We start from the raw sequence: 7937 nt of genomic DNA, 5'->3' as shown, positions 1-7937 counted from the left end.
GGGAGTCTTTGCTTCGGTGTCCGGGGTGGTTCTTGCTTTGGTGTCCGGCCTTGGGTGCTGTGGGCGGTGCTGATTCGGTTATTTCTATGGGGTGTTGAGCGATGATGGCCGGGCGCTGGTGTTGGACAAGTAGTGAGGATTGGCTGGTCACTGGGTGAGGATCACCTGGTCAGGGGGGTGAGGGCTCCAAGAGGGTAGGGTCTTCCTTGATCGTTTTTTGTGTTGGGGTGGTGCTGCCCCGTTGGATGTGGGGGGAGTGCCGGGGTGGGGTGGGTCGGGGCTGGGGCGGTGGTTGCTGGTGGGTTGCGGCCGGTGGCGGTGCGGCGGTTGCTGGTGTTGGAGGGCCGGGGTGAGTTGACGCCGGGGCATGTGCGGATGGTGGCCCCGGCGCTGGGGGTGTCGGAACGGACGGTGCGCCGGTGGCTTACCGCTGCACGCGAGGAGGGGCGTTTCGGCCCGGCTGGGCGGGAGCGGTTCACGGTCACGCCGGAGGTGTTGAAGCGGCTTGCGTTCCACCGGGGGAACGCGGCGGCGTTGCACCGGGAGTTGATGGCTGTGCAGGGCGCGGGTGGTGTGGTGGCGCCGTCGCTTGCGACGTTGTACCGGGCTCTGGCCCGGGATGTCTCGCCGGGGCAGTGGGCGGGGATGCGTGGCGGGGAGCAGGCGCGCCGGGCTCATGATGTGTTTCTTCAACGCCCGGTGGGGCACCGCAACGAGGTATGGGAGACCGATCACGTCCAGGTGAAGGTGGACGTCGATATCGACGGTGCCCCGGGCCGGCCGTGGGTGACCTGGTTCATCGACTGCGCTACGCGGGTCATCTGCGGATTCGCTGTGACCGCGCAGGTGCCCAGCCGCGAGAGCATCCTGGTCGCGCTGCGGGACGCGATATCCCGTGAAGGGGAGCACGGTCCGTTTGGTGGCCTGCGCGGGGCGGTGAGGGTGGACCGCGGCAAGGACTTCCTCTCCCGGGCGGTAGCAGAGGCGCTGGGGGCGTTCGCGGTGCCGGTGGTCGATCTCCCCGCCTACAGTCCGCACTTGAAGGGCACCGTGGAGGCGTTGAACAAGGCCGCGAAGCAGATGTTCTTCGCCCAGCTTCCCGGCTACACCGCCGCCCCGCGCCTGCCCGGCGGCAAGGCCGCCGGCCCCGAGCAGCCCCTGCTGCCGCTGGAAGCGTTCGTGTCGCTGCTGGGCCAGTGGGTGAGCTGGTGGAACACCGAACACCCGCTGCGCACGCTCGATTCACGTACTCCGGCCCGTGCGTGGGAGGACGACCTGACCCCGGTCGAGGATGCCGAGCCCGGAGCCTTGCACATGTACACCCTCGAGGACGACGGCCGGGTACGCACCCTGTCGGGGCGCGGTGTGCGCTGGCGTAACCGGCACTACGTCGCGGCGTGGATGACCGGGCACACAGGAGCCAGGGTCCGGCTGCGCTACATGCCGCACCACGACCACGAGATCGAGGTGTATGACGCGGCCACCTGGCGCCACTTGGGGACGGCGTACCTGTCGAACCGGGCCAGCCCGCAGCAGATCCGCGATCTGGGGCGCGCCCGGGCGAGGGAGGCCGACCGCCTCAAGCGGCTGCTGAGCGCCGCCGAGAAGGACCGCGCTACCCGGTTCGCCGCGGCCACCCGCGGCACGCCCCCCGAGGTACTCGGCACGGTGACCGGTCTCGAAGCTGAAGCTGGCCTGCGCGCCCTCGGCGCGACAAACCTCGGCCAGGCCGCGCTCCCCGGCTACCTGCCACCGTCTGCTCGCATGCCGGCTTCCTGGACCCAGCCGGCCGCGGACGCCGGGCCCAACGCGCGGCCGGGCAGCGCGCAGGCACCGGGCCGGCCGGCCCGGGACGACGACCGGCACGAGGAAAGCGCGGCTGCACTGCAATGAACGCCATACCAGTTGCAGCTGCCGCTTCCCGTCCGCGCCGCGGACCGCTGCCGCCGCCCCGCAAGGACCATTACCTGTCGCTGCCGGACGCGAACGTGATGGGCACGGCCGCGATGAAGGAAACGCTGGCCAACCTGGGCGAGGTCATCGATGCCCGGGGCATGATGTGCCTGTACGGGCCGGCGGGGCTGGGCAAGACGATGTCGGTCAACGCGAGCCTGCGAGAGCTCGCCCCACGTGCCACCCGCCGTATCGAGTTCCGCGGCCGCCCGACGGTGCTGGACATCCGCCGCAACCTGTTCAACGTGCTCGGCCTGCCCGGTTCGCCGCCCCGGCAGCCCACCGCGTTCGACACGCTCCTCAAAGATGTCCTCGCCGAGGAGTTCCGGGTCCTGGTCTGCGATGAAGCCCAGTGGCTGCGGGAGGAGTCGTTCGAGTACTTCCGGCACCTGTTCGACGACCTCTACACCGACATCGCGGTCGTGTTCGTCGGCGGCGGCAACACCTACCAGGTGCTCGCCAGCAAGGACATGCTCGCTTCCCGGGTCCACATCTGGCAGGAGTTCACGCCCCTGACCCGCGTGGAGGTTGTGACCACCATCCCCGCCTATCACCCGGTGTGGCAGACAGCGGATCCGGACGACCTGCTGTACGCCGACGATGTCGCCGCCCACGGTGTCTTCCGCACCTGGGCGAAGATTACCTACCACGTGAAGCGGGCCCTGGAGAACAACCCCGACCTCGAGGTCGACCGCAACCTCCTGCGCTGGGTGTTCAGCAAACTCGGCCGCCACAGCCGGCCCTGAAATGCCGCGCTGCACGCCTGCCCCGACTGCGGTACAAGCACTCCCGGCCCCTGCCGACCCGTGCCGGGAATCGCACGCAGCACCAGAACGAAAGCACCCATGAGCGACAAGTCCCTCGCCGTCACCGTCCTCCTCGACCCCCACGACGAGGCGGCGTACACGCGCGCGGCTCTCGCCGCGCACCACCCGGCCGCCGGCCGCGTCACCGTCCACCCCGCCCCCGGCACGACCGGTGACTTGTACTTCGCCCACGACCTCCTGGCAGCCCTCGGAAAACCACCGCTGCTCCCCGGCTTCCCCACGAGTACCGCGCCCGTGTGGGAAGCGGTAACGGCCTGGATGGCCGCTTTGCCCGTCACCCGCCTGACAGTCCTGCGCGCCCACCTGCTGACACCCCGCCGCATCCAGCGCCTGATCGACTTGCGCGCACTCACGGGCCTGCACCTGGTCCTCGTGTGCCATCGACCCCGACTGCCAGCCGCTCTGCAGCGGGCCCTGCAGGCCGTGGCGCACAGCGTCGTCACAGCCGACGACTTCTACGGGCCCGCCGCAGGCGACGACCCGCTCCCGCTCCTCGCACCACCAAGGCATACCGCGGAGCGCTGGATCACGCTGCCCACCCTCGACCGGCTGGCGTCATCGGACGGTTCCGACCACTGCATCGGCTGTACACCGCCGATGGTCGACTGGAAGTACCGGCCCAGGCCCCGGCCACGAACACCCCAGACCATCGCGGAAGTCACCCGGCGGATCCACGCCGCCACCGCGCACCCCCGACTCGCCGCAGCGCTGGCCACCGCCGTCTTCACCGGCGCCGCCGGACAGCAACTCGACACCGCCCGCGGATGCGATTACGACGACCGTGCCTCCACCCTGGCCCTGCACGATCCCATCCGGCAGGTCGACGGCTGCGCCACCTATCCCGTACCACCATGGGCGAAGCCATTCCTGCGCGCCGCGGCCCACTTCACCCGTCTCGCACCCGCGCAGGGCAGGCCGCTGCTCACCCAGCCCGCCGACCACCGGCACCTGCTCCAACTCGCCGAGACCGCCAGGCTGCGTCCGCCGCAGCCTCCCGCCGGCCCAGACCGGGCCGGCCCCGGCGTGGAGTGGCTCTATCGCGAGCTGAAAGAGGCAGGGCTGGACGCCGAGCCCTTCGACCACATCTCACGCCTGTTCGCACGTCCTCGTCCGGGAAGACAAGGAACAGGGCGACGAGGTCCTGGCAAGGGCAGCCTCAAGTCCGCCCACTGAAGACGACGATCACCGCACCGCACCCAAATGTTCCGGCACCGTCAAGTAGCTGTGCCAGCTTGGCGTTTCGGTGTGGGTCAGCTCCAGCGCATGCCGAGCTCGTTGAGGGCATCGACGCGTTGCAGGGGTAGTTTCGCTCTGCGGGAGCGCTGGTTGGAGATCCATATGCCCAACCTGATCTCGGTGCCGTCGGTGATCTCCACATGCTTGCGGGGGACGTTCAGGTGTCCTTCGCGCTGGGCGTAGGCAGCCGCTGCGGCGAGGTTCCGTGTGAACTTGCCGTCTTGGGTGACGCGCTCTTCCTCCTGCACACCGCCGTCTCCGGGGGTAGCGCCGAGTCCGGCCAGCAGCCGCCTCTGCTCCGCGTGGAGGATGTCCCAGTCGAGACGCTGGCGGGCCAGCCAGGAGCCGGTGTCTTCCCCGGCGATCATGTGACCCGGCTCGATCTCCACCGATCCGCCTGCAGTGACATGCCCCTGCAGCAGGACGTAGCGGCGCTGCCACACCAGCGGCCACTCGGGGCACCAGTACGGGTCGACCTCGGCCAGCGCCGCTTTGCGCGCGTCGGACACCGCGCCCCGGCTGTCGGCGGGCAGTCGGGCCTCCCGGCGCCGGTTGGCCAGCCACGTCCCGACCGGGTAGCCGTCCCAGGCGGCGTCGTGCCCGGCCGCGAGGTGGCCGTGGACGGCGTGGTAGGCGCGGGCCATCGACAGCCCGGCGTTGAACACGTGGTCAGGGTGGCTCCACACCATGCCGAGGCGTTCCAGCGCTTCGATGCGCACGTCGGGCAGCCGGCCGGTCTTGTTGGCCTTGCGCTGCTCGGCGATCCACTGCCCCAGCGGGAAGCGGCCGTCCTTGGTGTGGAAGGGGACGTTCAGGTGGCCGTGGGCCGCGTGGAAGCGGCGGGCGGCCGTCCAGCCGCGCAGCCACCCGCGGCGCTCGACGTTGATCACCCGCAGCCTGACGAACTCCGCGATGTCGGCGGGATGGCGGGCGGTGGCGAACAGCAGCGGCCCCTCCTGCGCCGCCCCGCCCGTAGTGACCCCGCCGGGCCAGGCGGCGAGCCGGTCGATCACATCGGTGTCGTGGGCGGCGAGCGCGGCCAGGACCTTGACCAGCGGCAGATACGAGCCAGATGCCAGCCAGTCCTCGCTGCGCTCGTCGGGGGACAGAAAGACCGGCACCACCAGCGAGGCGACCTTGTCACCGCAGGGGCCCTGCCGCAACGCGCGTCCGACCGTCTGGACGGTGTCGACGATCGACTCCCTGGGGTCGGCGAAGACCACCGCGTCCACCTCGGGGATGTCCACCCCCTCGGCCAGCACCCGGGCGCTGGAGAGCACGCAGCGCTCCACCACCACCCCGTCCGCGCCCCAGCCGCGGGCGAACTGGGCCAACGCCTCGCGCCGGTGGGCCATGCCATGGCCGCCGTGCAGCCAGCCGGACCACACCCGCCGCGGATAGACCACCGGATCCGCAGCCCACAGCCGACGGGAGATGCCCGGCGAAGCCTGGGCGAGAGCACGGGCGTCCGCTACGCGGTGATGGAACGTCATCACACGGTCGAGTTGGTGAATGGCCGCGGCCTTGAATACGGCCGTGGTCAACGCTTCCAGCTGTGCCGCGGCCACTTCCGCCTCCGAGCGCTCCTTGCCTGGTATCCCGCCCGACAGGGCCTGGTCGCGGATGTCCGCACTCAGTGATCATGGTCGGTGTTGAGTGCTCTGAGCTGGGTTGTTCAGATAGCTGGGTCGGAGGGGAGGGCCTGGGCTGGCTGGTGTTGGCGGGAGAGTCGCTGGTTGGGCTGGGGTGATCAGTTTGCGTGGTGGCTGCCCAGTTGCACTGGGCGCGGGTAAGCAGCTGCCTCGGCGTTGAGTCTCAGCGTGAGTAGTCGGCGGGGGTGACGCGTTTGCCGGAGACGATCCCCGCGACGACAGCTCGGTCGATGTGCGCACCGTCGGGGCGGTGGGTGGTGGTCCAGGTCAGCTCCTCCAGGCGGCGGGTGCCGGTGGTCTTTGCGGTCAGGTCCAGGACGAGGAGTTGTCCGAAAGGCGCGTTGGTGTTGGTGTATTCGGCGGCTTGCTTGAGGTAGTGGTTCTCGAGGTACTCGGGAGTGTTGTCGGTGTCGTCTTTCTTGATCTCGGTCAGGTAGCGAAGGGCGCCGAAGTGCACGAGGACGTCGGCGCGGCCCATGCCGATGTCGACGGATTCGACTTGGACGGTGTTGTGCAGTGGGCCTGCTTGCAGCCAGCCGTGGAAGTCCCGCTGCAGATCGCCTTCCAGGGGCTCGCGCTGCCCGGGCTCGGGCTTGCGGCGGTAGTCGTATGGGGACTTGCTCTTCTTGGTGCCGGGGATCTTCTCACCGGGGCCGAACAGGTTGCTGCGGGTCATGTCGGAGCGGCTTTTGAGGAACAGCAGTGTCTGGGTGACCAGGGCGGTGAAGGTGGTACGTACCTCACCGGTGAAGTGTGGATGTGTGGAGAGCTGCTCCAGGATGCGGTCCAGGGTGGGAATGACCACCGGGTCGGTGGCGTGCAGGCGGGCGACGTCGTTGGTGTAGGCGAGTGCTTCGACGGCGGCGAGTGCCTCGTCGTCGAGCTGCGCTCCGATCCGTGCGGCTTTCTGGGGGCCCAGGGTCAGGGTGAGGACCGGGGCGAGGCGGTGCAGCCGTACCGCGGCTCCTCCGGGTGGATCACCGTCCGCTTCCTCGGTTTCGTGTGGCCCGCCAGCGCCTGCGGTGCGGGTCAGGCGTGCGTCGATGCGTGCAAGGACAGCGGCGGCGGTAGCCGTATCCAGACCTGCGGCGGGGTGCTCCGAGGGATGGTCGGCCGCGTGTTGGAGTACGGCCAGGAAGCTGTGCTGCCGTAGGAAGCCGTCCTCGATCGCTGGTTCGATCAAGGCGGCCAGGCCGGTCAGGTCGTTTCCTGTACCGACAGGCCGCACCGTGCGCGCCGCCCGATAGGCGTCGAGCACGCAGTCCAGAGCCCTCCATGGATTCATCCACACCGGTTGCTCGAGCAAGTCGCTCGCAGAGCGTAGCTGGATCAGCAGCTGGCTCCATGCGGCTTCGGCGGCACGGCGTGGCTGTAGCCAGGGCGCCTGGTGAGTGCCACGAAGCCACGCTGCTTGCTGCTCCAGAGCATGATCCAGGGCGTCTGCCGCCTGGGCTACCTGGGCGGCATCGCCCGCCGTGAAACCGAGTAGCGCGTCGCAGAGCGCGGTGTATGCCTCGGCGTCCTGGCGGGCTTCGACGGTGGCGGCGGTGTTCGCGAAGAGCTTGCGCGCCTGTGCGATCTGGAGGGCGACCTGGTCAAGGTCGGTGCTGGACAAGGCGGTGCGCAAGTGGTCGCAGCCCAGCTCGAACCAGGCGTCCGCGTCGGTGGCTTCGTCGTCCGCCAGCCGCTGCAGCAGCCCGCGGACAGTCCCTGCCACGGGTTCCTGGTCGGACCAGCAATCCAGCGCCACCCCCAACAGGCGCGGCATCCGCTCCAGGAAGTCCTCCGGGCCGTCCAAGGAGAGTTCGTCCAGCGCCTCCCATACCCGGTAGGGGGAGACGGCTTTGGAAGCGGCGAGACGCACGGCGCCTTCCAGACGGGCGGCTGCCACCAGCGGAGTGGTTTGTACAGCTGCGGGCAGGCCTGCCAGCAGCGTGGTGTTCAACGGCTTGGCCCACGCGCCGATGGCCGCGGGGCTGCTCAGCAGAGTCTGCAAGGTGGTGGCCAGATGCAGGAAACTGACCTGTCCGGCCAGTGCCTGAGGGAACGCGGCCGCCGCGTCGGTCCACGGGGTGTCCGCGCGTTCGAAGGCGTCCACGATTGCCTCGGCGAGGAGCGGGGCCATGGGGCCGGCCGCTGTCGGTCCGGCCTCGGCGGCGACGACTTCGCTGGGGACGGCGAGGGCGGTGAAGGTGATGGGTGTTCCCAGGGTGGCCAGTTCGCCCAGCCGGTCTGCGAGTGTTGCGGTCACGGCCCGTTTCCTTCCCCG

General features: G+C 69.7%; 5 protein-coding genes. 3 read left to right on the top strand and 2 right to left on the bottom strand.

The annotated features are described in order from the left end of the window. Positions 1-318: 318 nt before the first annotated feature. The 3 genes from GA0115254_RS13135 to GA0115254_RS13125 all read left to right on the top strand — a co-directional run bounded on the left by GA0115254_RS13135 (position 319) and on the right by GA0115254_RS13125 (position 3953). The gene (locus tag GA0115254_RS13135; RefSeq protein WP_370740867.1) at positions 319-1893 is read left to right on the top strand and encodes a Mu transposase C-terminal domain-containing protein; all 1575 of its coding nucleotides are present in this window, start codon (positions 319-321) and stop codon (positions 1891-1893) included. Continuing rightward, on the top strand, positions 1890-2699 hold the full coding sequence (locus GA0115254_RS13130; protein WP_093895447.1) for an AAA family ATPase: 810 nt from the start codon (positions 1890-1892) through the stop codon (positions 2697-2699). The genes GA0115254_RS13135 and GA0115254_RS13130 overlap by 4 nt, the downstream gene beginning before the upstream one ends. Positions 2700-2798: 99 nt before the next feature. Beyond that, entirely contained in the window at positions 2799-3953 is a 1155-nt protein-coding gene (locus GA0115254_RS13125) for a hypothetical protein (protein WP_256102544.1), read from the top strand. 77 nt (positions 3954-4030) lie between these two features. Here the strand turns inward: GA0115254_RS13125 and GA0115254_RS13120 are convergent, their stop codons facing one another. Both GA0115254_RS13120 and GA0115254_RS13115 read right to left on the bottom strand, forming a co-directional pair. Continuing rightward, positions 4031-5584, bottom strand: coding sequence for a helicase associated domain-containing protein (locus GA0115254_RS13120; protein WP_093895446.1), 1554 nt, complete (start codon positions 5582-5584; stop codon positions 4031-4033). A gap of 247 nt (positions 5585-5831) precedes the next feature. Then, a complete protein-coding gene (locus GA0115254_RS13115; RefSeq protein WP_093895445.1) occupies positions 5832-7919 on the bottom strand; it encodes a hypothetical protein in 2088 nt (695 codons plus the stop codon). Between the last annotated feature and the right edge of the window lie 18 nt (positions 7920-7937).

Source organism: Streptomyces sp. Ncost-T10-10d (genome assembly GCF_900091955.1).
In the GTDB taxonomy this organism is placed as follows: domain Bacteria; phylum Actinomycetota; class Actinomycetes; order Streptomycetales; family Streptomycetaceae; genus Streptomyces.
The sequence above is the reverse complement of the archived record's forward strand: the minus strand, read 5'-3'. Positions and strand labels throughout refer to the sequence as shown.

Coding starts and splice junctions, on each gene's coding strand:
- GA0115254_RS13130 (WP_093895447.1), top strand. CDS start 1,890: ATGAACGCCATACCAGTTGCAGCTGCCGCTTCCCGTCCGCGCCGCGGA.
- GA0115254_RS13125 (WP_256102544.1), top strand. CDS start 2,799: ATGAGCGACAAGTCCCTCGCCGTCACCGTCCTCCTCGACCCCCACGAC.